Below are 25,876 nucleotides of genomic sequence, written 5' to 3'. Positions count from 1 at the left end.
CCGTCTGTTTTCACGGGATGTGGAGGGACCAGACGACCGCCGACGAGACGGACGCAACGACGCCGAACCGACGGATCTCGCGCCGCCGTCTCCTGCGGGCCGGCGCGGCGATCCCCGCGGCGGGCGTGGTCGCGCGCGCCGGTCGCGCACAGGAGGGTAACGGGACCAGCGGCGGAAACGAGACCGACGGCGGGAATCAGACCGGAGGAAACGAGAGCGGCGGAAACGAGGGCGGGGTCGGAAGCGAGGACGACGAGGTGACGACAACCGCCGGCTTGCTGGGGGCCGCGCCGAAGTTCAACAACCGTAACTACACCGGCCTGTTCGTCAAGATCCTCGGCGACGAGAGCGACGTGCCCGGCGACGAGGTGAAACCCTGCCCGTTCGTCGGCCCCGGCGAGGACGTCGTCACGACGGAGGCGGTGCTCATCGACCGGATCGAAGCCGCTCGCAACTCCAAGAGAACGTCGCTGTACGCCGACAAGGAGGACGAGAACATCGAGCCGGGCAACCTGTTCGTCATCAACGAGCAGAACCGGTGCGGGACGGACGCCTTCGCCGTCACGCTGGAGCTGATACGGGAGGACGTCCCCACGACGACCCCGACGGAGACCGAGTCCGGAGGGCAAGGCGGGGACGAAACCGGGATTCAGATGCCGGGGTTCGGCGTCCCGGCGGCGCTCGCCGGGATCGGCGCGGCCGCCTACGCCGCGCTCCGCGGGTCGGAATCGGAGTAACGGGCGAGAGGCGGATCGCGGCTCAGTCGTCCTCCCTTCGCGGCGACGGACCGCTCAGTCTTCCGCGCACCTTCGCGGCGAAATGCCGCTCAGTCGCCCGCACTCGCCGCGCCGCTCGCGCCCGCGTCCGGGACCGTTCCGTCCGCGTTCCAGCCGCGGGTCTCGTAGTACTCGTCGAGCGCCTCGTCGAACCCGGGGAGGTCGTAGGGGACGGCGTCGTCCTCGCGGTCGAAGCCCCGCCGGTTGTTGAACCCGCGTTCGAGGTCGACGATCCGCGCGCCGACCGCGAGGAGGTCGTCGTAGTCCGCGCCGAGCAGCGTCGACAGGCGGTCGTCGTCGACGAAGTCCCGGGAGAACTTGCAGACGACGGCGCTGTCGAGCACGGCGTTGCGGTTCTCCTTTTCGACGACCATCGGCGCCTTCCCTTCCAGGCCCTCGGGGTCGACCGCCTCGTCCTTGCTCACCAGCGGGTACTCCTTCGAGTAGAACTCGGCGTACATGTGGTCCGCGCCGCGGTTCGACGTGGCGAACGACAGGCCCTGGCCGTTGAGCTTCCGCCCGTCGTGGGCCGGGAACTCCATCCCCTTCGCCGTCCAGTTTTCGACCCCCAGCTCCCCGTGGCAGCGGTCGATCCCCTCCGCGAGCAGGTCGCCGATCCCCTCGCGGCGGGCGATCTTCTCGACCGTCTCGTGGATCAGCTCGGAGTCGCCGAAGGCGTCCTCGCTCGCCAGGTAGGCGGCGACGACGTCCCCGCAGGAGATGGTGTCCATCCCGAACTCGTCGCAGAGGTCGTTCGACTTCATCACGGAGACGATGTCGTCCACCCCCGAATTCGAGCCGAACGACATCACCGTCTCGTACTCCGGCCCCTCGGTCTCCAGGCCGCTTTCCTCGTCTTTCGTCGGGAGCTTGCAGGCGAACGCGCAGGACGAGCACGTCCCCTTCTTGAACTTCTTCTCCGCGACGCGGTCGCCGCTGATCCCCTCGACGCCCTCGAACTCCAGCTCGGAGAAGTACCGCGTCGGAAGCGCCCCGACGTGGTTCGCGTACTCGGTGACGCTCGTCGTCCCCGCCTTCTTCATCGGGTGGTCGCGCGTCGCCGCCTCCCGGTGAATCTCCATCGTGACGTCGGGGAGTTCCACCTCGGGTTGGGCGTCCCCGTCGAAGGTGATCGCCTTGACGTTCTTCGAGCCGAGCACCGCGCCGAGCCCCCCGCGTCCGAACGCCCGGTGTTCCGTGGTCATGATCGAGGCGAACCGGACCCGGTTCTCCCCCGCCGGGCCGACGCAGGCGATCTGGTCCTCCCCGAGACCGTGCTCGGCCTTCACGTACTCGGTGACCTCCGAGACCGTCGCCCCCGCGAGGTCCGGCACCTCCTCGAACTCGACGCCCTCGTCGGTGACGTGAACCGCGAGCAGTTCGTCGCTCGCGCCCGTCACCTCGACGGCGGCGTACCCCGCGCCCGTGAAGTTCCGCGAGAGAAATCCGCCGGCGTTCGCGGACAGGAGCCCGTTCGTGAGCGGCGAGAGGCCGGTCGCGCTCATCCGCCCCGTGAAGCTCATCTGCGAGAACTGCATCGGGCCGGTGGCGAACACGACGCGGTTCTCGGGGCTGAACGGGTCGGCGTCGAACGGGATCCGGTCGTGCGCCAGCTTCGTTCCGACGCCGCGGCCGCCGATGAACGCTTCGAGCACGTCGTCCGCGTCCTCCGTCTCGGCGGTCCGCTCGGAGACGTCGACCGAGAGCAGGGGTCCGACTGCGTGGTGCATACTGGCGCTTTCGCCCTCACCCGAATAAACGTTGGTGAAAGACCCCCGGCCCTACCGGAGAACCGCCTTCGGCCCTACCGCAGAGCCACCCTCGGCGCTACCGGAGAACCGCGGCCCGACCCTACCGGAGAACCACTCCCGGCCTACCGGAGAATCACTCCCAGCCTACCGGAGAACCGCCACCGCCCGAACGGGCGAGGCGTCGGCGCCGACGAGCGCGAGCGGGTAGGCGCGGATCCGGAAGCGCTCGGGCAGCCCGTCGAGGTTCGTCAGGTTCTCCAGGAGGAGGCACCCGGCGCCGAGGAGCGCCCGGTGGGCCGGGAGGTCGACGGCGTCGACGGGGTCGGGACCGACGGTGTCGAAGCCGAGATCGTACCCGCGGTCGGCGCACCACCGCGCCGCGTCCGGCGCGAGTGCGGGGTGGTCGTAGTAGCGGTCGGTGCCCCAGTGGTCGTCCCAGCCGGTCCGGAGGACGAGCATGTCGCAGTCCGGTTCAGGGAGGTCGGCCGCCCGGACGACCTCGCCGGCGTCGAGCCCGCGCAGGTCGACCAGCCGCGCGTCGAAGTCGAACCGCCGGAGCGGGAGCGCGTCGACCGGCTTGCCCTCGGGTTCGGTGTGCGCGGGGGCGTCGACGTGCGTCCCCGCGTGGCTGCCGAGGCCGATCTCGGTGACGCGGTACCCGTCCGCCCCGCGGGTCGCGTGTGGGTCGAGGCGGACCGGCGGGTCCCCGGGGTAGACGGGCGTTCCGGCGGAGAGGGGGTGACTGAGGTCCTGCATGGGGCGCAGTTCGCGCCCGGCGGACAAGTATCGGCCGGATCGGCCGACCGATCGATCACGTCGGCGTCGGGCGCAACGCCGGCCGCTTCCGTCGCGTCGATCCGACCGCCTCGTCGATCCGACCGCCGCGCCGGGCGGCGACGCGGCGACCGTCCGTCGTCACAGCGGCCGGCGCGTCGGCGCCGCCGTCACTGCCTCTGCCCGGGGTGACAGAGGTTCATCGCCTTCCGGACGGCGTCCCGGCGGCCGAGGAGGGTGATTCGGTCGCCGCGCTGGAGCGTGAAGTCGGCCTCGGGGACCTCGATTTCGCCGTCGCGGGCGACGAGCGCGACGAGACAGCCGTCGGGGAGTTCGGGGCCGATGTCCCGTATCGTTCGGCCGACGAGCCCGTCGGCCGTGATCTCGATCTCCTGGACGTCGCCGTTGCGCCCGAGCTCGCCCATCCAGTTCGCCAGCGCGGGCCGCTCGATGTAGTTGTCGATGGCGACGGCCGTCGCGTCGGCCGCGGAGATGGTCCGGACGCCCAGCTCCTCGAACGCGTCGACGTTGTCCGGGTTGTTCGCCCGCGCGATGATCGTCTCGGGCCCGAACTTGGAGCTCGCGAGCTGCGCGACGAGGAGGTTCGCGTCGTCGTTGCCGGTGGCGGCGACGACGATCTTCGCGTTCTCCGCGCCGGCGGATCGGAGGACGTCCGTGTCCGTGCCGTCGCCGTGGTGGACGGTGAACCCGCCATCGCGGGCGAGTTCGAGCATCTCGCGGTCCTTTTCGATCAGTACGACGTTCTCTCCGCGGTCTTCGAGGCGTTCGGCGAGCGCGCGGCCCACCTGGCCGCCTCCGATGACGAGTACACGCATGGGTATCACGTTCAGGCGTTCCGCGATCCGTCGGGCGAGCCCGCCCTCGAACACCACCGTCACCAGGATGACGAGGAAGACGGTGCCGACGAGGACGTCTGCGGGCCCCGACAGGCCCTGCGCCCGGAGCTGGATCGCAAAGAGCGTCGCGACCGACGCGGGGATGATCCCGCGCGGCCCGACGAAGCTCATGAAGAGGCGCTCCTCGCGGGTGAACCGGTCGCCGATCGTCGAGAGCCACACGAGCGCCGGCCGGATGACGAGCGCCACGGCGACCACGATGACGAGCCCCGGGAGGCCGATACGCCGGAGGTTCTCGAACTCCAACAGCGCGGCGAGCGCGATGAAGACGAACGAGAGGACGACGAGCGTCACGTCGCCCTTGAACGCCGAGATCTCCCCCTCGTAGGGGAGATCGACGTTCCCGAGGAGCACCCCGGCGGTGGCGACGGCCGCGATGCCCGACTCGATGGCGAGCACGTCCGCCGCGCCGTAGGCGACGAGCGCCCCCGCGAGGACGAGCAGGCGGGCGTGCTGCGGCGCGTTCCCCGGCGACATGTCGACGTGGGTCAGCAGGTAGTAGATCACGGCGGCGACGATGATCCCGACGAGCACGCCGATGCCCAGCCGCTCGAAGAACAGGACGAAGAGCTCGCCCGGACCCGCCACCTCCGCGACGATGGCCTCGAAGATGACCACCGCGAGGATGGCGGCCGTCACGTCGTTGACGATCCCCTCCGTCTCCAGCGCCACGGCGACCCGGCTCCGAACCGGGACGACCTCGAGGATGGGCGTGATGACGGTCGGACCGGTGGCGACGAGCAGCGCGCCGATGAGCAGGGAGACGAGCCAGTCGACGCCCAGTGCGTAGTGGACGACGGCCGCCGTGCCGCCGAGGGCGATGAGCGCGCCCACGGTCACGAGTCGCAGCGCCGCCGACGGTGCCTTCCGGAGCTTGTCGAGCCGGAGGTGGAACGCCCCCTCGAAGACGATGATCGCCACCGAGAGGCCGACGATGGCCGAGAGCGCGTTGCCGAAGGAGTTCGGGGTCACCAGCGGGTCGACGCCCGGAACCCACCGACCGATGCCCTCGGGTCCGAGGAGGATCCCCGCCGAGATGAGGAAGATGATGCTCGGCACTCGGAACCGGTCGGCGAGCAGCTGCGCGACGACGCCGATGCCGATGATGGCGGCGACGATCGCGATCAGGTCGGCTCCGCCCTGCGCCGCCACTGTGGTCCCTCCATGTGCCCGAGGAGTTCGTCGGAGCGAGCATAAAAGTCACTTCATCGGCCCGCCGCGCGGCGGCGGCTTCGACGGGCGCTCAGTTCGCCCGTTGGCGACCGTCGCGGCGGTCAGATCGGATGTGGCGGTGGTCGGATCGGCGCAGCGGCGGTCGGTGCCGGAAAACGCCGGCTCGGTCAGTCGTAGACGAGCGCCACCTCGTCGGCGTAGCGGTCCAGGATGTGCGGGCGGCGCTTTTTCATCGTCGGCGCCAGGAGGCCGTTCTCCTCGCTGAAGGGCTCGGGGAGGAGCCTGAACCGCTTGATCCGCTCGTGGGACTCGAACCGCTCGTTGATCCGGTCCACCTCCCGCTCGATCCGCTCGCGGACCCGGTCGTCGCGGCAGACGGCCGCGGGATCGTCGGGCAGGTCGATCCCCTCGCGCTCGGCCCACGCGCTGACGGCGTCGAGGTCGGGCACGATCAGCGCGCCCACGAACTTTCGCCCGTCGCCGAGAGTCATGCACTGTTCGACGAGCGGATTCGTCGCGAACGCGTCCTCGATCGGCCCGGGGGCGACGTTCTTGCCGGTCGAGAGGACGAGAAGCTGCTTCGCCCGCTCCCGGAACGCGATGTAGCCGTCGGAGCGGAGTTCGACGACGTCGCCCGTCCGGAACCAGCCGTCCTCGGTGAACGCGTCGGCCGTCTCCCCGGGCGCGTTCCAGTACCCGTCCGCGACGTTGGGACCCTTCACGAGCAGTTCGCCGATCCGGCCGGCTCCATCACGGACGTCGTCGTCGACGGCGCTCTCGTCGATCTCGACGTCCACGCCGAAGAGCGGCGGCCCGATCGTTCCGATCTTCGGCTCCTCGGGGGGGTTGACGGAGACGACCGGCGCGGTTTCGGTGAGGCCGTACCCCTCCAGGACGGGGAGTCCCATCCCGTGATACAGGGCGCACAGGTCGGGCGAGAGGCTGCCGCCGCCGCTGATGAGGAAGTCGACGCGCCCCCCGAGCGCCTCCCGGACCTGCGAGAAGACGAGGCGGTCGGCGAGGCGGTGTTTCGCGGAGAGCAGCGGCCCCGGCGCGTCCGCCCCGTGGTGCGCCCGGCCGACCCCGACGGCCCACTCGAAGATCCGCTCCTTCGCGGGCGACTCGGCCGCCTGCGACCTGATCGCGTCGTAGAGCTTCTCGTAGATCCGCGGGACGCTCGTGCCGACGGTGGGCCGGACGAGCCCGAAGTCCTCGCGGAGGGTGTCGGGGCTCTCGGCGTACGCGACCGTCGCGCCGGCCGCGAACATGAGGAAGTGCCCCGCGAGGCGCTCGAACACGTGCGCGAGCGGCAGGAACGACAGCGTCGTCGAGTTCGGATCGATGACGGGCGCGTCGCCCTTGTCCCGGCGCGGACCGAAGCGGCGGTAACACTGGTTGACGTTCGCCCGGAAGTTCCGGTGCGTCAGCCGGACGCCCTTCGGACGCCCGGTCGTGCCGGACGTGTAGATGAGGCTCGCGAGGTCGTCGGGGGCGCGCTCGTCGAGCCACGATTCGTACGCCGCCTCGTCGAACGTCGCCTCGCCGCGGGCGTACACGTCGGCGAGCGAGACGACGTCCGCCCGGTCCCGGACCGCCCCCGCCATCCCGCTCCCGTCGGGCACGTCGTCGACGACGACGACGAAGTCGAGGTCCAGTTCGTCCTCGACCGCGAGCACCCGGCGGAGCAGGTCGGCGTTCTCGACGACGACGCCGGACGCGCCGGGATCGCCGAGGAGGTACTTCACCTGGCGCTCGGACGACGACGTGTAGACGGTGGTGACGACGCCGCCGGCCGCGAGGACCGCGAAGTCGCACTGCGCCCACTCCAGCCGCGTGTCCGCGAAGATCCCCACTCGGTCGCCGGTTTCGAGCCCGAGGTCCCGAAAGCCCGCCGCGAGGGCGCGGACGATCCCCCGCATCTCCGCGTACGAGAGGCCGGCGTAGTCGCCGTCGGGCGGCGCGGGCAGCGCGTCGGGGACGAGCGACCGGTCGTACACGCCCCCCTTGTACCGCTGTGCGAGCCGGTTGGCGTTCCGCTCGGCGCTCTCTTCGAACATCACGGGGAGCGTGGTCCGGGCGATCACCTCGCTCTCGTACGTCGCCTCCGCGTCGCGCCACTCCATGTCACGGCGCTACGTCCGTCGATTATAAAAACCGTCAGGAACGCCGAACATCACGCCGGGAGTTGTTACGACTCCCGTTCCGCCCGGTGGTCGAGATAGCCGAGAACGCCTCGAACGTTCAGCCGCTCCTCCGCGCGGGCCTTCCGTTCGCCCCACACGTCGACCATGTCGGTGTGCTCCTGGAAGTGCTCGATGACCGCGTCGTCGTCGCCGAGCTCCTCGCGCTTCCGCCTGACGGCCTCGACCCACTCGACCAGCGTGCGCTTGTACCGATCCATCAGCTCCTCGTCGTACTCGCGGGGGCCGAAGTGGCCGAAGCACAGCACGTCGGGGTCGATCTCGACGATGCGGCTCGCGTCGTCGAGACACTGTTCGAGGTCGAACTGCGACGGCGGGGTCGTCTGCCGGATCTCGCGCTCGCTCGGCACCCAGATCCCCGCCGCGTCGGCGGTGAACAGCGTGTTGTCGCGGCGGTCGTGGAACATCACCTGGTGCGGGGCGTGACCGGGCGCGTGGACGACGTCGAGCGTTCGGTCGCCGAGGTCGATCACGTCGCCCCCGGCAACGCCCTCGATCCGGTCTTCGGGGACGGGCTCCGGCTCGACGTAGAACTCCCACTGGTCCTCGACGGCGGCCTTCGTCCCCGCGACGAGCCGCGAGGGGTCGACGAGGTGCGGCACGCCGATCTCGTGGGTCATCACGGTCGCGTTCGGGTACGCCGCCGCGAGGAAGCCCGCGCCGCCCGCGTGGTCGAGGTGGACGTGCGTCGGGAGGACGAACCGGAGGTCCTCGCGGCCGATTCCGATCCCGTCGAGCGCGTCGAACAGCAGATCGCGGTTGGTGCCGATGCCGGTGTCGACGACGGCCGGTCGCTCGGCGTCGACGACGTAGACGGAGCCGTACGCCTCGGTGTCGTACATGCCGGTGTCGAGGTAGTACAGGTCGGTACAGTCCGGGACCGGGTTCACGTCGCCGATGGCCATGCACGGAAGGGTGCGGGCGCGGGGCAAAAGGGTTCGGTCGGCGGAAACAGACTCGATCCGACGTTATATGTGGCGGGTCGCCGAGAGGACGGTCATGGAGCGGTCGTCGACCGACGGAGTGGACGTCGAGGAGATCTCGCCCCTGGCCTGGCGCCTCCTCCGGACGGCCGCCGGCTACGAGCAGCGGGCGGTCGAGCGGGAGCTCGACGAGCTCATGCAGGCGCACGTCTCGATGCTCGAATCGGGGCGGCGCGGGCTCTCGCGCCCCCGCCGTCGCGCGCTGTTCGAGCTCTACGCGGCCGAGCTCACCGACGAGCAGGTCCGGGTGCTCGTCGAGACGTTCTGAGCGGCGGGTGCGCGCGGCGAAATCGGAGGCGGTCGAGCGCGACCGCGCCGGCTCCGTCGAATTTGTCGGTTCCGTCGGCTCAGTCGATTCCGTCTATCTCGCCGATTCGGACTCGATCAGCCGCTTCGCCCGCTCCAGGTCCTCGTCGGTACCGCGCGTGTGCTCCTCCCAGCCGTCGTCGCTTACCCCGGGCCGTCGGATGGCGAGATGCACCAGGACGCAGCAGTCGTCGCCGACCGGGAACAACCGCGAACGCGACCGTTCCACGTTTCCCTCCGCGTCGGTCACGTCGAAGTCGACGACGCCGACCTCGCGGCGGAGTCGGGGCGAGATCGTGAACTCGTCCCCATCGGGCCCCGTTCCGCGGAAGGTCCCGTCCCCGTCCCGTTCGACCGTCGACGTCCAGTTCGGGTACAGCTCGGGGAACCCGAGCGGGTCGGCGACGCGGTCCCACACCGCGTCGAACCCGGCGCGGACGAAGACGCTCGAAACGTGGACGTCCCGGGGCTCGGCATCGGCGTTCATACCGGTCTGGACGCCGGGAACGGGCTTGAACGCGTCGGACGGTCGACCGATCGGACGGTCGAGCGACCCCGTATTATCCGCGTCCGCGATGGAAAATGATTAAGTATGAGAACTGGGATCGTTTATCGCGTATCAATGATACGGACACTCAAACGGACCGCGCGCGGACGCGTCGCCGTCTTCCTCGCGGCGGCCGTCCTCACGCTGCTCGTGGCGTTCGGGCCGTCGCCGCAGTGTCGGTGAAGGGGCAGTACGCGGTGGCGACGATGGTCTTCGCCGCGGTGCTGTGGGTGACGGGCGTCGTTCCGCTGGCGGTCACGGCGCTTTCGATTCCGGTTCTCCTGACCGGGTTCGGCGTCTACAACGACATCGATCCGGCGCTCGCGGGCTTCGCCGACCACCTCATCTTCCTGTTCATCGCGGGGTTCATGCTCGCGAACGCGCTCCAGAAGTACGACATCGACCGCCGGATCGCCCTGTGGATCATGAGCGCGATGGGGGCCTCGCCGCGCCTCCTGATCCTGGCGATCATGATCGCTACGGCGCTCCTCTCGATGTGGGTGTCGAACACGGCCACGGCGGCGATGATGACGCCCATCGCGCTCGGCGTGCTCGCGCAGGTGCTCGGCCGCGACGGGGTCGTGGACGAGGAGTCGACCGCGGACGCCTTCTCGAACATGCAGATCGCGACGCTGCTCGGGACGGCGTACGCCGCGAGCGTCGGCGGCGTCGGCACGCTTATCGGCACGCCCCCCAACGCCGTGGTCGCCACGCAGCTTTCGGCCATGCTGAACTACGAGATCGGCTTCGTCGACTGGCTGTTCATCGGCATCCCGATCGTCGTGCTCACGCTGCCACTCGTCTGGTACCTCCTCACGTTCGTGTTCTTCCCGCCCGAGATAGACGACGTCAGCGGCGCGCGCCGGCAGGCCCGCGAGTACCTCCGCGAGGAGGGGTCGCTCGGCCCGCGGGGGCGACGCGTCGCCGCGATCTTCGGGGCCACGGCGGTGCTGTGGATGGTCGGCGACCTCGACATCCTCGCCGAGCGCCTCGTCGAGAGCGGCCTGCTCTCGCAGCCGTGGTACAACACGCTGTACGGGTCGGACGAGGGTCCGACGGTCCTCGGCGTGGCGGGTCACCAGGGCCTGCTCTACTACGTGATGGTCGGGCTGTACGCGATCCCCGCGCTGGTGCTCGCGGACACCGTCGAGTGGGACGACCTGGTCGACATCGACTGGGGGACCATCCTGCTCTTCGGCGGGGGGATCGCGCTGGCCGACGCCTTCGCCGAGACGGGCGCGACCGAGTGGCTCGCACAGACCGTCTTCGGGTCGCTCACCGGCGCGCCGATCCTCCTCGTCGTCGGCGCGGTCGTCCTGCTCGTCATCCTCCTGACCGAGATGACCTCGAACACCGCGACGGCGACGATCATCGTCCCGATCCTCATCGGCATCGGCGGGATCTTCGCCTCGACGCTCGGGCTCGCCGAGGTGAGCGCCGCGGTGTTCCTCGCCGTGAGCGGCGCGATCGCGGCGAGCTTCGCCTTCGCCCTGCCGGTGGCGACGCCGCCGAACGCCATCGTCTTCGGCAGCGGGCACCTGAAACAGGAGCACATGATGCGGGCCGGGATGGCCCTCAACGTCCTGATGACGGGCATCCTGACGGTGCTCATCTGGCTCCTGTTCAAGTTCGTCTGGCCCGCTGTTCTCTGGTGAGCGTCGCCTCGGCTCTGTCGGCCCCGATGAGCGTCCCCTCGGTTCTCCGGTGAGCGCCCCTTCGGCGTCCGTCCGCCCGGCCCTCGGGGGACGAACGACCGCGGGCGGGTTCTCCAGACGCACCGGGACACGGAATCGCACGGATGCGACACGGTTTTCCCCCGCCCCGAAGAACGTCGAGTAAATGCTCAGCAGGCAGTACCTCCGCGAGCACCCGGAGGAGGTCCGCGCGTCGCTCGAACAGCGCGGGTACGACGTCGACCTCGATCGGGTGCTCGACCTCGACGAGGAGTGGCGCGCGTTGAAGAGCCGGGGCGACGACCTCCGCCACGAGCGCAACGAGGTCAGCGGCGAGATCGGCCGGTTGAAGGCCGACGGGAAGGAGGCCGAGGCGCAGGAGGCAATCGAGCGGTCGCAGGAGCTGAAGGCCGAGCTCGCCGAGGTCGAAGCGCGGGCCGACGAGCTGGAGGCGGAGCTGGACGCCGCGCTCCTCGAACTCCCGAACGTCCCGCACGAGAGCGTCCCCGTCGGCGACGACGAGCGCGACAACGTGGAGGTGCGCCGCGTCGGGTTCGACGCGCTCCGGGAGCTGCCGGAGGAGGTCGTCCCGCACTACGAACTCGGCGAGGAGCTCGACATCATCGACGAGGCGCGCGCCGCGAAGACCACCGGCTCGGGCTTTTACTTCCTCAAGGGCGAGGGCGCGATGCTGGAGCACGCGCTGATCCAGTTCATGCTCGACGTCCACCGCGAGCAGGGGTACGTCGACCTCTTCCCGCCGATCCCGGTCAAGACCACCTCGATGGTCGGCACCGGTCAGCTCCCGAAGTTCGCCGAGGACGCCTACCGGATCGGCGGCTCGGAGACCGAGGCGTACGACGAGGACGACCTCTGGCTCTGTCCGACCGCGGAGGTGCCGGTGACGAACATGTACGCCGAGGAGATCCTCCTGCGGGAGGACCTCCCGCTGAAGCACCAGGCGTACACCCCGAACTTCCGCCGCGAGGCCGGCGAACACGGCACCGAGACGCGCGGCATCGTCCGCGTCCACCAGTTCAACAAGGTCGAACTCGTCAACTTCGTCGAGCCCGACGACAGCTACGACCGGCTCGAAGCCCTCGTCGGGGAAGCCGAGGAGGTGCTGAAGCGCCTCGGCCTCCCCTACCGGATCCTGAATCTCTGCACCGGCGATCTCACGTTCTCCTCGGCAAAGACGTACGACATCGAGGTGTGGGCGCCCGGCACGCCGGCCGACGACGGCCCCGAGCGGGGCGGCCGGTGGCTCGAAGTGTCGAGCGCGTCGAACTTCGAGGACTTCCAGGCCCGGCGCGCCGGCCTCCGCTACCGGCCCGAGCGCCACGAGTCGGCCGAGTACCTCCACACCCTCAACGCCTCGGGCACGGCGATCGGCCGCGTGATGGTCGCCCTCCTCGAGTACTACCAGAACGACGACGGCACCGTCACCGTGCCGGAGGCGCTCCGACCGTACATGAACGGCGCGGAAGTGATCGAAGGGCACGAGCCGGTCGGCGAGAGCGCCGTCGGCGCGGGGAAGCGGGACTGACGGGGCGGACGACGGGCGGCGAACCGAACCCGACCGAAGTGCTCCGCCGGGCGTACGCCCGGGGCGCTCTCGGCGACGAGGAGTTCGAAGAGCGCCGAGCGCGACTGGAGACCGGCAGGTAGCGGGAGCCGCGATTCAGCGGGCGTAGGTCGAAAGCTCCGCGATCCGCCCGTCCTCGAACCGGAACACGTCGACGAAGGGGAGCAGTTCCTCGCCGCCGTCGGCGAGGAGCCGCCCGCGCGCCGCCAGTTCGACCGCGTCGCCCTCGCCGTCGACGCGCTCGTAGATCGAGTCGATCTCGTGCGTCGTGTCCGTCCGGGGCCGCCCGTCGCGCATGAACGAGACGAACGCCTCGCGGCCCTCAAAGGTTCGATCCGGCCGCCGCTGGACGAAGTCCGCCGAGAGCAGCGCCGACAGCCGGTCGTAGTCGTGCGCGTCGAGCGCGCCGTAGTACGACCGCACGGCCTCAGTGTGATCCATACGCGCACTTGACGCCCGGCGGCCTATAGAACCGACGGGACGGAGAGAGAGGGAGAGGGACGGGACGGAGAAAGAGAGAAAGGGAGAGACGAGTCAGGAGCGCGGCACTTTTGATCCCCCGACGCATTGACCGGGTGTGGAACTGCACATCAGGTACGAGGGCGACGACGACCCCGAGAAGTGCACGGCGAGGAAACTCGCGCGCTTCGACCTCGCGGCGCTGCACCGAACGGACCGCGAGACCCCGTACGGGGTCGTGCTCAATCCGCACGCCGAGCGGGCGCTCTCCCCCGCCGACGCCGAGGAGGCGGACGCGCTCGTCGCCCTCGACTGCTCGTGGGAGACCGCGGGCAAGGCGCGTTTTTCTCTCCCGGGCGTCCACCGCGCGCTCCCGTACCTCGTCGCCGCCAACCCCGTGAACTTCGGCCGGCCCCTCCGCCTGACGACGGTCGAAGCGCTGGCGGCCGCCCTCGTCGTCTTCGGCGAGCGCGAGCGGGCCGAGGAGATCCTCTCGAAGTTCCGCTGGGGCGAGACGTTCCTCAAGCTCAACGAGGAGCCGCTGCGGCGCTACGCGGGCTGTGCGGATTCGAGCGAGGTGATCGCCGTCCAGCGGGAGTACCTGGACCGCGGAACGGACGCGGAGGAGTGACCGGACGCGCCGTCGGAGGGTGCCATCGCCGGTAGGGCGCCGACGCCGTCGGGGCTTCAGAACCGTTTCGCGGCCGAGGAGCGCCGGTGAGGCGGTGGCCGAGCCCGCGCTCGTCCGGGCGGACAGAGAACTTACGGTCGTTCGCGTCGACTGCGCAGCCATGGAAACGCCGCGCGAACTCGAAGCCGAAGCGAACAGGCGACAGGACGTCGCGATCCGCCACTACGAGTACGACGGGGACAGCGTCATCGCGGTGGACTTCGGACCGGCCGCGGGCGAGCCGTCGGTCGACGTCGTCGACGGCACGGCGATCGTCGTGCTCGGCGACCAGCAGTTCGAGTTCGAGGTGCCGGCCGAGGCCGACGAGATCACCGTCAACGACGGAGTGCTCACGATCAAGGGGTGAGAGAGAGGACGCCGCTGGATTTTTCGGCCCTCAGCCCTTCAGCGCAGCGCCGACCGCCCCCGCGAGGGCGCTGTCGAGCGCGAACAGGAGCGTGACGAACAGGCCGACGACGAGCACGCCCGCGCCGCCGAGGAACGCCCCGACGGGGCCCGCGCCGAGGCCGATCGCGCTGCCGACGAGCGCGAGCAGGACCGTCAGGACGACGCCCGTGATCGACCCCGCGAGCAGGCCGTGCCACGCGCCGCGGCCGAGGCCACCCCCGGCGAGGTACCCGGCGGCGAACCCGCCGACGAGCCCCGCGCCGATCTGTCCGATCACCGGTGCCGAGAGGCCGAGAGCGCCGACGACGAGGAGGACGACGAAGCCGACGCCGACCGCGCGCCAGTCAGTCATGCGCCACTCTACGGGCGGCGCGGGGAAAAGCCGCTCGCCGAACCGGCTGGAAGTATCGGTCGAATCGGCTGGAAATGGCCGTCGAACCGACAGGGATTGTCCGTCGAACCGACGCGCGTCGAAGCGGCGGACCGGGTCGGTTCGATCCGCGAGCCCGACGCCGCCTCGCGTGACGGCCGAACGGACGCGCTTTTAGGTGCGGGGCGAGTAACCGGGTACATGATTTTCGAGAACCTTCCGACGACGCCCCGGTCGGAGGAGCTCATCGACAAGGCGTTCTCGCGGGCGGCGCGGGCCGGACGGGCCAAGCAGGGCCTCGAAGCCCAGCAGTCGATGCTGCAGACGGCGGCGAACATCCTCTCGGACAACTTGGAGAACGTCGTCACGGAGTGGCCCGACTTCGACCTCGTGGACCCGTTCTACTACGAACTCGCGGACGCGGTGCTCAAGACAGAGCCGTCGTTCGGCGGCCGCGAGGACGAGGGCGGCGTCGACATCCTCCGCCAGAGCCTCTCGGAGGTGGGGTGGGCCAGCCGACAGGTCCGCGAGATCAAGGACGAGTACGGGTCGAAGCTCCGCAGGACGGATCCGGAGACGGCGCGGAAGCACAGAAAGCAGGCGTTCGCCCGGATGGCCGACATCGTCGAGGAGGTCGAGGCGGACCTCCGCCGCGTCGGGGACGCCCGCGACGCGCTGAGGACGCTGCCGGACGTCCGCCCGGACGAGCCGACGCTCGTCGTCGCCGGCTACCCGAACGTCGGCAAGTCGTCGTTCGTGAACGCGGTCACCCGCGCGCGAAACGAGATCGCGGCGTACCCCTTCACGACGAAGGGCGTCGGGATCGGCCACTTCGAGCGCGACCGGATCCGCTATCAGATCATCGACACCCCGGGGCTGCTCGACCGCCCCGAGGAGGAGCGCAACGACATCGAGCGGCAGGCGGTCAGCGCGCTCGAACACCTCGCCGACGCCGTGCTGTTCGTCGTCGACGCCTCCGAGGCGTGCGGCTACCCCCTCGACGCGCAGCTCGAACTCCGGGACGCCGTGGCCGCCCGGTTCGAGGGCGCGGACGTCCCCGTTCTCACCGTCTGCAACAAGAGCGACCGCTCGACGGACGTCGAGGCGGACGCGTACATGAGCGTCGCGGAGGGCGACAACGTGGACGGCGTCCTCGACACGGCGATCGAGGCGATCGGCTACGAGCCCGATCTGCCGAGCCGCGGCGACCGCTGAGGGGCCGCGAGACGCCGTTCGTGGCTCGTCAACTCATCGCCGTGTCGACGCGCCGCCCGTCGACTCGTCGATCCCGGCCGACTCTCTGACACCTCCCCGACTGCTCGCCGGTCGCGCGCCGGCAGCCTCGTCAGTTAACTATCAGTGAATCTTAGAAATGCATTTACTTCGCATTTTCCAACAGAAGGGCGCACAATGCGCCGTCGAACCTACCTCAGATCCGCCGGAGCGACGCTTCTCGGCCTCGGTGCCGTCGGAACCGCTGGTGCGGCCGGACCGGACGATCGAGACGTCTACCGGCCGGGCGGGCCGTGGCCCGGCTCGGATCAGGCGATCAACCTGAACGGCTTCCACACGAACGAACAGCTGACGCGGGCGCTCCGCAAGCTCGACCGGCAGAGCGATCGAATCGCCCTCCGGAAGATCGGCGAGTCGGCGGGCCTCGGCGACCCCATCTGGGAGGCGACCGTCGGCGAGGGCGACACGAGCGTCCACCTCATCACACAGATCCACGGCGACGAGGCCGTCGGCACCGAGGTGGCGCTCAAGCTGCTTCGTGACCTCGCGCAGGGCACCTCCGGGCGCGTCGAGCGGATCCTCGACGAACTGACGCTGACGGTCGTCCCGCGGGTGAACCCGGACGGCGCGATGTTCGAGTACGACGTCGACGACGACGGGAGGGACGAGTGGGTCGGCCGGCGGACGAACACGCAGGCGTGGGAGGAGGGCGACTCCCGCCACCGGCCGTACTACCACTACTCGTCGCCGTCCGGAACGCCGCCGGGCTACGACATGAACCGCGACTTCAACTTCCGGCCGCCGTCGGAGTTCGACCCGAAGACGGACGACGAGGCGGAGTGGTGGTACGTCTCCGACGAGGGCGAGGCGTACCTCGACGTGCCCCAGGACGGGTACACGCTGCGGAACAGCGGCCTCCGCCTCGCGCCCGAGGTGCGCGCCGTCACGGACTCGTACTTCCGGGCCGACCCCGACGTCGCCATCACGCACCACCACCAGGGATCGTACCTCGTCCCCGACTCGGGCGACGGCAACAAACCCCCGAAGCAGACGATCATGAGCGTGATGGCGGCCTACGGTCCGACCTACCGCGACCGCGCGCCGTACGACGACCCGGACGCGCCGGTCGAGGACGTGGTCAACCCGTTCATCGGCCCCGAGACGAGCGCGCGGTCGCTCCGGATGAGCACCCTGGTCGCCGACGCGCTCGCGGAGCGAGGCGACAGCGTCTTCGACAGCATCACGCGGTACGGGTACGCGACGCTGTGGGGATCGTACCTCGACGCGCTCACGCCGCACACCGACGCCGCGGGGATGCTCTACGAGGTGTCCTACCAGACGGACGACCGCGGGCAGATGGCGCTCGGCAAGCAGATGGAGGCGACGAAGGTGGGGTTCATGACGACCTTCGAGGCGCTCGCCGAGGGGACGCTCGACGAGGTGGACGGAGAGCGCTACTTCGACATCCCCCTGCACGGCGAGGTGATCTCGAACCCCCACGCGTCCCGCTGATCGTTCCCCCGTCCGGACGATCGATACGGGAGCGAGTCCCCCGAACGCGGAGAGTCACCCGGACGCGGGGAGTCACCCGGACGCGGCCTGCGTCGAACGCGCGTCGGCGAGGCGCTGCGGCTGGTTCGCAGACTTCGTCTGCACTTCGACGTACCGGACCTGCACGTCGATCGGAGTCTCGGGGGCCGGAGAGGCGTCGAGCGGGAACACGTTCGGCCGATCGACGGCCGCGTTCAGGTGTTCGTACAGCGTCGCGGCGAGATTCGGCGGGTCCTCCCCGACGGGGCGACCGACCGTGACGACGACTCGGCTCGGTTCGCGGAAGGGGATCTGGTCGTCGTACTGGACCCGGATTTCGAGGACCGACAGGCTCTGGTAGGGCGGCGCGCCCACGATCTGGTTCACCTCGGTCTGGATCTCCCCCTCGTACAGCGAGGTCTGGTACGACGCGTACGTCACGCCGCCGAGGAAGACCGAGAGGACGGCGATCGCCACCGCGAGCGCCGCGATCCGCTTGAGCGTCGCGCTCCGCGCCGCGTCCTGGCGAAACCAGTTCTCGGGGCGGTACCCCTTGTACCAGAGGACGGCCAGCGCCGAGAGGTTGATCGAGAGAACGTTCACCAGCACGAGCACGCCGGAGGAGAGGACGGTCATCGGCTGCCCCCACGCGATGCCGATTCCGACGACGGCGACGGGAGGGATGAGCGCCGCCGCGATCATCACGCCCACGAGCGCGATGGAGACGCCCGAGGCGATGCTTATGGCCCCGGCGACGCCCGCGCCGAGGGCGACCGCGAGCGAGAGGAAATCGGGGGAGAGCCGACCGGAGAACTGTTGGAGCGAAAAGAGATCCAGCGTCGGCGGGACCATCCCGAGCGTCTTCACCAGCACGGCGAAGGCGGACGCGCTGACGACGGCGGCGAGGACGCCGAGCACCTGAAGCTTCGCGCCGCGGCGAAACAGCGCCGGATCGTCGACGACCGTCCCGACGCTCGTGGCCATCGCGGGACCGACGAGCGGGGCGATCACCATCGAGCCGACGACGACCGCCGGCGAGTCGACGAGCACGCCCGCCGTCGCGACGACGGCGCTTATCACCGTCATGGCCACGTAGTTGCCGAACTCCGGCGCGAGGTCCGCCGCCCGCGTGTGGATCTCCTCGCGGGCGATCCGGCCTTCGTCCCCGTTGCCGTTTTCGCTGAATCGCTCTTCGAGCCGTTCGAAGCGCCGCGAAACCACGGTTTCCGCGTTGAGAACGACCGTGTACGAGTCCTCGTCGATGCCGGCTTCGCGGAGGCGGGCGAGCACGTGCTCGACGCCGTTCGTCGGCACGGGGAACGTGACGACCGCGGTGAACTCGCGGCTGCTGGTCTCGTCGGTGACCGCGTAGTCTATCCCTTCGTCGTCCAGCGCGCCGAGGACCGCGTTTCGCCTCCCGGCCGGGATCAGGACCTCTACGAGTCGCACAGTGACGCCACGGGCGGGGAACCGAAATAGCCACGGGTCGGACCCGTCCTGGCGGACGCGGCGGATCTCGTCGCCGCTCGCGGCGACGCGCGAGAGGGATATCCGGTTTTCTTCATTTTCAGTTAATTATAAATTGTAGTGGATTAATCGATGAAGCGCCAAAATGAATCGGAGAGAGATGCTGAAATCGGTCGGCGGGGCGGCGCTCGGAGCGACACTTTTCACCGGTGCGGCGGGCGCGAAGCCGGACGGACACATCGTTCCCGGCGGACCGTGGCTCACGGAGAACGAGCCGCGGAAGGTGGAGGCGTTCCACGACTACGAGGAGCTGGTCGCGGCGCTCGACCGTCTCCAGCGGTCGAGCGAGCGCGAATTCGCGGTCGAGTCGGTCGGTACGTCGAACCAGGGGCGGGACATCCACCTCGCGCGCGTCGGTAGCGGCGACGCGGACGTGATGTTCGTCACGCAACAGCACGGGAACGAGCCGCACGGAACCGAGGCGGCGCTGTCGATGCTCCAGTACCTCGCGAGCGGGAGCACGAGCGTCGACGACCTGCTCGAGGAGGTGACGGTGAACGTGGTCCCGCGGGTGAACCCCGACGGGTCGGAGCCGGAGCTGTTCCAGCGGTACAACGTCGATCCGGACGCGCCCGCCCGCGACACCTCGGAGGGCTTTTTCACGTCGCCCGACGCGGGCGTCGGCTGGGACGTCAACCGCTACCACTGGCCCGACTGGACGGAGAGCGACCTCTATCAGAACCGCCCGGACGAGTACCCGGAGAACCCGGTCCCGGAGGCGCAGGCCGTCGTCGACGCCGTCGCCGAGGTCGACCCGCTCTGGGTCGTCGACGTGCACAACCAGGGGACGTACGTCACCGACGACGGGGAGATGATCACGACCTCGATGTTCTGGCCCATCGCGGAGGGCGTCCCGACGGACGCGCAGAACCTCTCGAAGCAGCTCGTCCGACACGCCTACGACCACGTCTCGAAGTTCGGCTACGCCGAGGCGACGCAGTACCCCGGCGGCACGTACCCCGGCATCGCGCGCAACAGCTACGGTCTGCAGGGCTACGGGAGCGTACTGGTCGAGATCCGCGGGGGCGTCGGGCAGAAGTCCAACGGGAAACTCACCCGGCTGGCGCTCGAAATCATGACCAGCGTCGTCGACGGCACGGCCGACGGCTCCGTGTTCGAGGTCGACCCCGACGGCGCCGAGGAGATCCCGGAGCGCGGCGACTACTACTACCGGGACCTCCCGCCGGAGTAGTTCGACCGCGTCGGTTCGGGTTCGATCGGCACTTTTCCCGGCCGCAGCGGTTCACGGATCGGCGTGAGGCGCTCAGCGTCCGTCCACGGCCGCTCGGAACTCGTCCTCCGTGTCGGGGTCGGCGATGCCGTAGAGGTCGAGGATGGAGGTTTCGGCCGTCAGCCGATCGATCGCCTCCGAGAACGTCTCGCCGTCGCGCTTTTTCGCCTTGATCCGCTCGTAAACGTCCTCGTCGAGACGGACGTTTTTCGTTCCCACATATACGGAGTATACGGCACAGCGGGTTCAACGTTTCGTCGGCGGCGTCGACGGAAGCCTCCTCCCGTTTCCAGCGGCTCGAACGTTCGAGTCCGCCAAATCCGATCGCTCCCGTCTGCCGCCACTGTCCTACCCACGATCAGAGCCGAAACGCACGGTCCCATGACCGAGTTGCAGCGGAGAGAAAGCCCAGGGCGGGATTGAAACGAAACGGCCGGCGACCGCTCGGAGGCGAGTCGAATTCACCGGGGTCGCAACCGCTCCAGAATCGGAATCTCCTCGATTCGCTCGTCGCTCAGCTCGTCCCACGCGATGCCCGCCGGCTTGGATCCCGAGGCGGTCGTCCGAACCGTCCGCTCGGGGGTGAAGAGCAGGTCCATCGGAACGTCGTGCTCGGACGTCGGGACCGCCTCGTCGACGACCTGGATCTCGTGGACAGTGGTGACCGTCGTCGTCCCGTCGTCGACGAGCCCGAACTCGCGGAGGACCGCGAATTCGAGGTCGCTGTACCCCTCACCCTTCCCGACCCGTTCGCCCCGTTCGGTGACCGCGACGCTGCCCGCGACGATCAGATCGACCGGCACCATCTCCTCGGGGGCGACCGGCACGCCGGCCTCGGACGAGCCGCCGATCGTCGCCGCGCGGTCCACGTCGTCGATCGCCGCCGGGTCGAGTCGGAGGAAGCACTCCTCGTCCCGCAATCGCGGGACGGCCATGTACACCGTCTTTCCCCGCCGCAGCGCGGTTCGGCGGACGGGAAGCTGCGGGGCGTCGGGGTTCGACTTGATCACGTTCGCGTCCCGCCACTCGTCGGTTTCTCCGAGCCGCGCCGCCGCGTCCTTCGCCCCCGCGAAATTGGGAATTCTCCCGTGCGGCGGGTACGGAAAGCGCGCCTCGCCGCTCTCCTCTAACTCGTCCCAGACCCGCTCGCGCAGCTGCTGTTTGTCCATCGTCCCGGACTTCTCGCCGAGCGAGGTAGAAGCTACGCCTCGTCGGCGACGGAGAGCGTCTGGATCTCTCCGCCAACGACCGTCTCAGTCTCTCCGGCGGCAACTGTCTCGGCCGCCTCGGCTATCTCAGCCGTCTCGGCCCCTTCAGCTCCTCGGACGCCTCGGCGTCCGAGGAGGCCCGTCGACTTCGGTCAGCGGCCTGTGCGATCCGGCCCCGCGATCCGCCCCCTTCGGATCACCGCCGAACGACGCGGACGCATGAACGAATCCCGTCAACGACTTCGAACGTGGCAGCGGACGAAATCGGTCGAAGTATTTCACCTCTCGAAGCGAACGGACAGTGATATGCTATGGCAATACACGTGAAGACACCGGACGACGGTGCGGTAACCCGGTTCGGCGAGCGGTTCCGCGGCGAGCTGCTCCGACCCGGCGACGCGGGGTACGACGAGGCCCGGTCGATCTGGAACGGGATGATCGACCGCCGGCCGGCCGTCATCGCCCGCTGCGCGGGCGTCGCGGACGTGATCGAGGCCGTGAACTTCGCACGGGAGAACGGCGCGCTCGTCTCCGTAATGGGGGGCGGGCACAACGTCGCCGGCAACGCGGTGTGCGACGACGGCGTCGTGATCGACCTGTCGCGGATGCGGTCGGTTCGCGTCGATCCGTCCCGGCGGACCGCCAGGGTCGAACCGGGGGTCACGCTCGCCGAACTCGACCACGAGACGCAGGCGTTCGGCCTTGCGACCCCGGTCGGGTTCAACTCGACGACGGGAATCGCCGGGCTCACGCTCGGCGGCGGATTCGGCTGGCTCTCGCGCAAGTACGGGATGACGGTCGACAACCTCGCGTCGGCGGACGTGGTCACCGCCGACGGCGAACTCGTTCGCGCGAGCGAGGAGGAAAACCGGGACCTGCTGTGGGGAATCCGCGGCGGCGGCGGCAACTTCGGAGTCGTCACCTCGTTCGAATTCCGGCTCCACGACGTCGGCCCCGAGATCCTCTCGGGGGTGATCGTGCATCCGCACGACGAGGCGGCGGACGTTCTGCGATTCGTTCGCGAGTTCAACGCGGAGGCGCCGGACGACCTCGTGGTCTGGTTCGTCCTCAGAAAGGCGCCGCCGCTGCCGTTCCTCCCGGAGGACGCGCACGGAACGGACGTTCTCGTCCTCGCCGCCTTCTACGCGGGCGATCCGGCGGAGGGCGAAGCGGCGATGGTGCCGCTTCGGGAGTTCGGCGAGCCGATCGCCGACGCGATCGGTCCCCACCGGTACACCGAGTGGCAGCAGGCGTTCGACCCGCTGCTCGAACCCGGCGCGCGCAACTACTGGAAATCGCACAACTTCGCCGACCTGACCGACGAGGCCATCGACACCGCGGTCGAGCACGCCGCGCGACTCCCGTCGCCGCAGACGGAGCTCGCCTTCGCGCGGCTGGGCGGGGCCGTCACCCGCGTTCCCGCGGACGCCACCGCGTACCCCCACCGCGACGCGGAGTACGTGATGAACGTCCACACTCGGTGGGAGGATCCGGCGCACGACGACGAGTGCGTGGCCTGGGCGCGGGAGTTCTACGACGCGATGGCCCCGCACGCGCTCGTCGGAACTTACGTGAACTTCATCAGCGAGGGGAAAGGCGAGGAGTCGCTGGCCTACGGCGACAACTACGAGCGCCTGGCAGAACTCAAGCGCGAGTACGACCCGACGAACCTGTTCCGGATGAACCAGAACGTCGAGCCGGCGGACTGACCCGAACCGGCGGGATGACCGAGTGGCCGAGGAGAGGCGTTCGCCGGGAGACGTGGACGGCGACGCGCCCGTCTCCCGCCGTCCGCTCGCCTATCGACGTCCGTTCTCCTACCGCCGTCCGCCCGCGAGGCGGCTGGCCTCGGGCCGGGCGCGGAGCCGGAGCATGGCGAGCGTGCCGACCGCAGGGCCGACGGCGAGGGGCGCGAACGCCCACCGCCACCCCGCGACGCCGACGACGATCGGAACGAGCTGGATCGACGCCGTCGTGAGGAGGAAGCCGAGCGCCGTCTGCAGGGTGAGCGCCGTCCCGACGTAGCTCGGTTCGGCGAGTTCGGTCACGCACGCGGAAAACTGCGCGGAGTCCGCCACGATCGCGAACCCCCACAGCAGGCAGAACGGGACGAGGAGGAGCGGCGGTGCGCCGAACAGCGGAACGGCCAAAAGACAGGCGAGCCCGCTGGCGGCCATGCTGGCGCTCGTCACCGTCGTCCGCCCGACGCGGTCGGCCGCGAGCCCCGCCGCGACCGCGCCGAGCCCGCCGACCGCGATGGTGCTGAACGCGAGGAAGGACGCCAGTTCGGACGACCCCGCGTACCCGCCGTTCGCGTCGAAGCTCGCCAGCAGGTACGCGGGGATCCACGTCCAGACGGCGTACAGCTCCCACATGTGGCCGAAGTACCCGCCGTTGGCGAGCAGCGTCGCGCGGTCGCGGAGGATCCGCCCGACCGCCCGCGGATCGAACGGCGCGGCCGGCGACTGGTACGGGCCCTCCTCGACGAACAGGGCGAGCGCGCCGCCGACGAGCGCGAGCGCGACCGCGCCGTACAGAACCGCTCGCGGCCGTCCGGCTCCGCCTATCGTCCGCAGCAGGTGCGGCAGCGCCGAGCCGACGGTGAGCGATCCGACCAGGACGCCGATGGCGAACCCGCGCCCGGCGCGGAACCACCCCGCCATCATCTTCATCCCCGGCGGGTACACCCCGGCGAGCGCGACGCCCGTGAGAAACCGGAGCCCGATGGCGGGGACCGCCGAGTCGACGGCCCCCGCGATGACGGCGGTCGCGCCGGCGCCGACCGCGGCGGAGCCCGCGAACAGGTACCGGGGCCGGACGACGTCCGAGAGGGTGAGCGCGGCCGACAGCAGCGCGCCGGCGACGAACCCGAGCTGGACGGCGATCGTCAACCACGCCGTCTCGGTCGGCGTCAGGCTCCACTCGGCGGCGAGTTCGGGCCCCGCCGCGGTGGCGCTGAACCAGAGCGACATCGCCAACAGCTCCGCGACCGCGATCACGAGCAGGGCTCGCCACCGCCGAGCGCCCCCGATCCCGTCGTCCGTGGTCGTCCGTTCGCCTCCCGCTCGCGTCGACGGCGGCTCGCTCATCGTCCCGTCCCGACGGCGCGTTCGCCGTCCGTCGACGCCCTTCCGCGTCTGGTCTCCACGGAGAGCACGGTTGGCGCCTGAGCGGCATGAGCCTTCTCCACGGCGAGCGACGCGACGGCGATCACCGCGGGTCAGCGCGTCTGACACGCCGGCGTCGACGGCGCACTCCGCGTCGACGCGGAAGCGAGCCGTCGACCCGATTCGACGCCAACGGAGGGTCGATAGCCGGTCGTCGCCTCGTAAGAGGTATCCCGCGCGGTCGAATACGGGACGTATGTTCGAGGAGCGACCGGACCGGGGGGCAGAAGTGGTCTTCGTCGGGCGGTCGAACGTCGGCAAATCGACGCTGATGCGCGAGTTGACCGGGCACGACAAGTTCACGACCGGGAAGAAACCCGGCGTGACCCGCAAGCCCAACCACTTCGACTGGGCGGCGGAAGACTTCGTGTTCACCGACCTCCCCGGCTTCGGATTCATGTCGGGCGTTGACGAGCGCCGTCGGGAGCAGATCAAGACGGACGTCGTCCGGTACGTCGAGGACAACGCCGACAGCATCCTCGCGGGCGTGCTCGTCGTCGACGGCAAGAGCGCCGTCGACATCATCGACCGCCACACGAACGCCGACGAGATCCCCCACGACGTCGAGATGTTCTACTTCCTCGAAGAGCTTGGGATCCCGACGGTCGTCGCGGTGAACAAGATGGACAAGGTCGACGACCGCGACGAGCGGCTGAACGAGCTGTGCGACCGGCTGGGGCTGTACCCGCCGTGGCAGCAGTGGAAGGAGACGATCGCGCCGATCAGCGCCAAGCGGGGGAACGTGGAGGCGCTGAAGGAGGCGCTGCGACACCACTTCCACGAGCAGAAGCGCGACGACCTCCTGAAGTTCGTGAAGTAAGACGGAGTACTCCCACGGCAGCTATATCGATCGCGGACCTACGTCCGGGAGACGATGCCGACGAAGACGCCCGGAGCGACGATCCTGACCGACGACTTCTGGAACCGCCACTCGAACCCGAAGAGCGGGTGGACGCGGCTGCTCTCGTACCCCGTCCTCGTCTTCGCCGTCTACGCCAGAAAGTGGCCGTTGCTCGGACTCACTATCCTGTATCTCGCGGTGAATCCGGTGCTCTTCCCGGCGCCCGAGGAGGAGTCCGGCGATTGGATGTACCGCGGCGTGAAGGCCGAGCAGTTGTGGATCTCCGAGGGCAGGAGCGTGATGGGGTTCGGCTTCCCGCAGGTACTCAACGTGGCTGCGGTCCCGGTCTTTCTCTACGGACTGTACGCGGCGTACAGGCGGAAGCCCGTTACGACGGTCGCCTGCACCGTCGCCACCATGGCGCTGAAGCTGTGGTTCGTGAACGAACTCATCCGGTACCGCGAATCGAACGCCGACGGGGGCGACGGCGCAAACTGAGTCGACCGCGTAACCGGGGGGCTCACACCGCCGCGTTCGTCACTTCCC

The 25,876-nt window shown here is 69.6% G+C and carries 24 protein-coding genes; 12 read left to right on the top strand and 12 right to left on the bottom strand.

Going from position 1 to position 25,876, the window contains the following annotated elements; translation table 11 throughout:
* Positions 1–17: 17 nt before the first annotated feature.
* Positions 18–737, top strand: coding sequence for a PGF-CTERM sorting domain-containing protein (locus tag CNO20_RS00595; protein ID WP_101294108.1), 720 nt, complete (start codon positions 18–20; stop codon positions 735–737).
* Between the two features lie 89 nt (positions 738–826).
* Here the strand turns inward: CNO20_RS00595 and CNO20_RS00590 are convergent, their stop codons facing one another.
* The 5 genes from CNO20_RS00590 to CNO20_RS00570 all read right to left on the bottom strand — a co-directional run bounded on the left by CNO20_RS00590 (position 827) and on the right by CNO20_RS00570 (position 8,497).
* On the bottom strand, positions 827–2,506 hold the full coding sequence (locus CNO20_RS00590) for an aldehyde ferredoxin oxidoreductase family protein (protein WP_101294107.1): 1,680 nt from the start codon (positions 2,504–2,506) through the stop codon (positions 827–829).
* 165 nt (positions 2,507–2,671) lie between these two features.
* Entirely contained in the window at positions 2,672–3,283 is a 612-nt protein-coding gene (locus CNO20_RS00585) for a cyclase family protein (RefSeq protein WP_101294106.1), read from the bottom strand.
* Positions 3,284–3,471: 188 nt separating this feature from the next.
* Positions 3,472–5,370 (bottom strand): cation:proton antiporter domain-containing protein, encoded by a 1,899-nt coding sequence (locus CNO20_RS00580; protein ID WP_101294105.1) that lies wholly within the window; start codon positions 5,368–5,370, stop codon positions 3,472–3,474.
* 188 nt (positions 5,371–5,558) lie between these two features.
* Complete coding sequence (locus CNO20_RS00575) at positions 5,559–7,514, bottom strand: AMP-dependent synthetase/ligase (RefSeq protein ID WP_101294104.1); 1,956 nt, start codon at positions 7,512–7,514, stop codon at positions 5,559–5,561.
* Between the two features lie 65 nt (positions 7,515–7,579).
* Positions 7,580–8,497, bottom strand: coding sequence for an MBL fold metallo-hydrolase (locus tag CNO20_RS00570; protein WP_101294103.1), 918 nt, complete (start codon positions 8,495–8,497; stop codon positions 7,580–7,582).
* Positions 8,498–8,591: 94 nt separating this feature from the next.
* On the opposite strand from CNO20_RS00570, the gene CNO20_RS00565 reads away from it, so the two are divergent.
* The gene (locus CNO20_RS00565; RefSeq protein WP_101294966.1) at positions 8,592–8,843 is read left to right on the top strand and encodes a hypothetical protein; all 252 of its coding nucleotides are present in this window, start codon (positions 8,592–8,594) and stop codon (positions 8,841–8,843) included.
* 93 nt (positions 8,844–8,936) lie between these two features.
* Here the strand turns inward: CNO20_RS00565 and CNO20_RS00560 are convergent, their stop codons facing one another.
* Complete coding sequence (locus CNO20_RS00560; protein WP_101294102.1) at positions 8,937–9,368, bottom strand: hypothetical protein; 432 nt, start codon at positions 9,366–9,368, stop codon at positions 8,937–8,939.
* Between the two features lie 266 nt (positions 9,369–9,634).
* Between CNO20_RS00560 and CNO20_RS00555 the strand changes: the two genes are divergently transcribed.
* Positions 9,635–11,083, top strand: a complete 1,449-nt coding sequence (locus tag CNO20_RS00555) for an SLC13 family permease (RefSeq protein WP_394337239.1) — start codon at positions 9,635–9,637, stop codon at positions 11,081–11,083.
* Positions 11,084–11,267: 184 nt separating this feature from the next.
* The gene (gene serS / locus CNO20_RS00550; RefSeq protein ID WP_101294100.1) at positions 11,268–12,647 is read left to right on the top strand and encodes a serine--tRNA ligase; all 1,380 of its coding nucleotides are present in this window, start codon (positions 11,268–11,270) and stop codon (positions 12,645–12,647) included.
* Positions 12,648–12,782: 135 nt separating this feature from the next.
* Here serS and CNO20_RS00545 read toward each other — a convergent pair whose 3' ends face one another.
* A complete protein-coding gene (locus CNO20_RS00545) occupies positions 12,783–13,127 on the bottom strand; it encodes a nuclear transport factor 2 family protein (protein WP_101294099.1) in 345 nt (114 codons plus the stop codon).
* A 136-nt stretch (positions 13,128–13,263) separates the two neighbouring features.
* Here CNO20_RS00545 and CNO20_RS00540 point away from each other — a divergent pair, with 136 nt between their 5' ends.
* Complete coding sequence (locus tag CNO20_RS00540) at positions 13,264–13,776, top strand: DUF367 family protein (protein WP_101294098.1); 513 nt, start codon at positions 13,264–13,266, stop codon at positions 13,774–13,776.
* A 160-nt stretch (positions 13,777–13,936) separates the two neighbouring features.
* A complete protein-coding gene (locus CNO20_RS00535; RefSeq protein ID WP_101294965.1) occupies positions 13,937–14,182 on the top strand; it encodes a DUF7127 family protein in 246 nt (81 codons plus the stop codon).
* 30 nt (positions 14,183–14,212) lie between these two features.
* Here CNO20_RS00535 and CNO20_RS00530 read toward each other — a convergent pair whose 3' ends face one another.
* Positions 14,213–14,575 carry a DUF5518 domain-containing protein gene (locus tag CNO20_RS00530; protein WP_101294097.1) on the bottom strand — a complete coding sequence of 121 codons (363 nt, stop codon included), beginning with the start codon at positions 14,573–14,575 and terminating at the stop codon, positions 14,213–14,215.
* A 219-nt stretch (positions 14,576–14,794) separates the two neighbouring features.
* Here CNO20_RS00530 and CNO20_RS00525 point away from each other — a divergent pair, with 219 nt between their 5' ends.
* Complete coding sequence (locus tag CNO20_RS00525; protein ID WP_101294964.1) at positions 14,795–15,808, top strand: NOG1 family protein; 1,014 nt, start codon at positions 14,795–14,797, stop codon at positions 15,806–15,808.
* Between the two features lie 195 nt (positions 15,809–16,003).
* A complete protein-coding gene (locus CNO20_RS00520; RefSeq protein ID WP_101294096.1) occupies positions 16,004–17,338 on the top strand; it encodes a M14 family zinc carboxypeptidase in 1,335 nt (444 codons plus the stop codon).
* 72 nt (positions 17,339–17,410) lie between these two features.
* Here the strand turns inward: CNO20_RS00520 and CNO20_RS00515 are convergent, their stop codons facing one another.
* Positions 17,411–18,805 (bottom strand): TIGR00341 family protein, encoded by a 1,395-nt coding sequence (locus CNO20_RS00515; protein WP_101294095.1) that lies wholly within the window; start codon positions 18,803–18,805, stop codon positions 17,411–17,413.
* 163 nt (positions 18,806–18,968) lie between these two features.
* Here CNO20_RS00515 and CNO20_RS00510 point away from each other — a divergent pair, with 163 nt between their 5' ends.
* A complete protein-coding gene (locus tag CNO20_RS00510; protein ID WP_199174690.1) occupies positions 18,969–20,075 on the top strand; it encodes a M14 family zinc carboxypeptidase in 1,107 nt (368 codons plus the stop codon).
* Between the two features lie 72 nt (positions 20,076–20,147).
* On the opposite strand, the gene CNO20_RS00505 is transcribed toward CNO20_RS00510, so the two are convergent.
* Positions 20,148–20,333: an antitoxin VapB family protein gene (locus CNO20_RS00505; RefSeq protein WP_101294094.1), complete on the bottom strand. Its 186-nt coding sequence runs from the start codon at positions 20,331–20,333 to the stop codon at positions 20,148–20,150.
* 242 nt (positions 20,334–20,575) lie between these two features.
* Positions 20,576–21,283, bottom strand: coding sequence for a 5-formyltetrahydrofolate cyclo-ligase (locus CNO20_RS00500; RefSeq protein ID WP_101294093.1), 708 nt, complete (start codon positions 21,281–21,283; stop codon positions 20,576–20,578).
* A 350-nt stretch (positions 21,284–21,633) separates the two neighbouring features.
* On the opposite strand from CNO20_RS00500, the gene CNO20_RS00495 reads away from it, so the two are divergent.
* Positions 21,634–23,031 (top strand): FAD-binding oxidoreductase, encoded by a 1,398-nt coding sequence (locus tag CNO20_RS00495; protein ID WP_101294092.1) that lies wholly within the window; start codon positions 21,634–21,636, stop codon positions 23,029–23,031.
* A 108-nt stretch (positions 23,032–23,139) separates the two neighbouring features.
* Here CNO20_RS00495 and CNO20_RS00490 read toward each other — a convergent pair whose 3' ends face one another.
* On the bottom strand, positions 23,140–24,294 hold the full coding sequence (locus CNO20_RS00490; protein WP_199174719.1) for an MFS transporter: 1,155 nt from the start codon (positions 24,292–24,294) through the stop codon (positions 23,140–23,142).
* 391 nt (positions 24,295–24,685) lie between these two features.
* Between CNO20_RS00490 and engB the strand changes: the two genes are divergently transcribed.
* Complete coding sequence (gene engB, locus CNO20_RS00485; protein ID WP_101294090.1) at positions 24,686–25,309, top strand: GTP-binding protein EngB; 624 nt, start codon at positions 24,686–24,688, stop codon at positions 25,307–25,309.
* A 54-nt stretch (positions 25,310–25,363) separates the two neighbouring features.
* Entirely contained in the window at positions 25,364–25,828 is a 465-nt protein-coding gene (locus CNO20_RS00480; protein WP_101294089.1) for a DUF6653 family protein, read from the top strand.
* Positions 25,829–25,876: the final 48 nt, after the last annotated feature.

The sequence above is a fragment of the Halegenticoccus soli genome (assembly GCF_002844195.1).
Lineage (GTDB): Archaea > Halobacteriota > Halobacteria > Halobacteriales > Haloferacaceae > Halegenticoccus > Halegenticoccus soli.
This window is presented reverse-complemented; position numbering and strand designations above follow the sequence as displayed.